Source organism: Halomonas sp. 3F2F (assembly GCF_014897805.1).
In the GTDB taxonomy this organism is placed as follows: domain Bacteria; phylum Pseudomonadota; class Gammaproteobacteria; order Pseudomonadales; family Halomonadaceae; genus Vreelandella.
Genome location: NZ_JABUZE010000129.1, coordinates 1 through 1,470, shown reverse-complemented (window position 1 = coordinate 1,470; position 1,470 = coordinate 1). Strand labels below are relative to the sequence as shown.

Below are 1,470 nucleotides of genomic sequence, written 5' to 3'. Positions count from 1 at the left end.
GTGTTGATAGGGAAAGTATCGGCGCCAGCTTCACGGATTCAGGAGTATGTAACCTATTCCCCTAAAAAACCCCCTGCCTATATCTTCAAAAAAGCCGTCCATAAAACTCCTTTTCGGTTAAACGTAACAAGGTTGTAGAGCAAACGCATAATGCACGTAAGTCAGCGCTTGCCGCGTCTTCTACCATATTTCGATAGTCGGGTTGAACTGCCCTGGCTTACCGGAATGACTTGTACGCATATGGATTCTGGATGGGACAAAGCTATTCCCCTTATATTCAGGCTCGGCATTTAAGTTGTCTATGAGCCCCTCTTCAACAAACCTGATCAATGTGCCAATAATTTGTGTTTGAATGTCTCGTGTTTCAGGTGGCACATAAACCGTGTTCTGTGAAGCTTCTGGGCCACCAAGCTCTGCGGGAAACAATAGAATGGGCACGAGTCTACCTTCTTCCACTAGCCTTATTGCCTTCTCTTTCGAATCAACGTCCGTAAAGTTATGTGGATTTTCAGCAAACGCCATGGCAACTCCCAGAAGGCTAAATAATAGGATTATAAATTGCTTCATTGAAGTTTCTCACTTTAGATGTAACGCCATTACCGATGATACAACGGTAGTGAAGCGGAGATTGCGCATTGGTTGCTTGGCCTGTTTATAATCCAATGTACCTAAAGGCCACATCAGCTTCACTATAATCTCGAATCGACTGAGGGCTAGAAATGCGATTTCCGACTGAGACGAAATTGTACCCCAGAGTTTCAGATGCTTTCTGATCCCAAGGCCCGTCTCCAAAATAGGTTATAGAGTCGTAATGACCGTTCCCCGCACGCCTTTCTGCAAATCGCATAATCTCTATCCTGCTAAAGTGATCCGAAGACGAAGCCAATGGTATAGACGAAAATTTGATACCTGCAGCTTCAAGTTTCATCCTCGCGGATTCACTCCAGCCACCAGTAGCAAATGCTACCGAGACATCCTGACGAGCAACGAGCTGCGATAAAAACTCATAAGCTCCAAAGATAGGGAGTACATCGTGAAATGAGATGTAATCCGCTACTCGACTTACGAACCGCGCCTTCACCTCCTTCGTGATTCTCTCGCTGTCACTTTGAAGATGCAGTTCTTCAATCACCTCAGCGAGAATCCCAGAATCAGTTACATGATTATAGCGGCTCCAATCAGGGCCAACGGTCACACCCAATATATCCTTGGTTGCTGCTTGAAAGCATTCTGTATCGAAATCGTATGACTGGACTAGCGTTCCATCTATGTCGAATAAGACTAGGTGCACAATCGCCCCCTTGGCTTATAAAAGTAATTATACCGCGCATCTAATTATTGAATAATGGGGGTGATTAATTTTACCTAATAGTATTGTATGGAAAAGCAACGTACAAAAAACTAACCCGAGATGAAACGTCAACAGGCCCTAGCCCGGATTTCTCATAGCACCTCAGCAAGTATCTTACC

General features: G+C 44.7%; 2 protein-coding genes. Both read right to left on the bottom strand.

The features are described from left to right. Positions 1-180: 180 nt before the first annotated feature. Positions 181-522 carry a hypothetical protein gene (locus tag INT21_RS12480; RefSeq protein WP_193061815.1) on the bottom strand — a complete coding sequence of 114 codons (342 nt, stop codon included), beginning with the start codon at positions 520-522 and terminating at the stop codon, positions 181-183. A 130-nt stretch (positions 523-652) separates the two neighbouring features. Beyond that, positions 653-1,291, bottom strand: coding sequence for an HAD family hydrolase (locus tag INT21_RS12475; protein ID WP_193061816.1), 639 nt, complete (start codon positions 1,289-1,291; stop codon positions 653-655). Between the last annotated feature and the right edge of the window lie 179 nt (positions 1,292-1,470).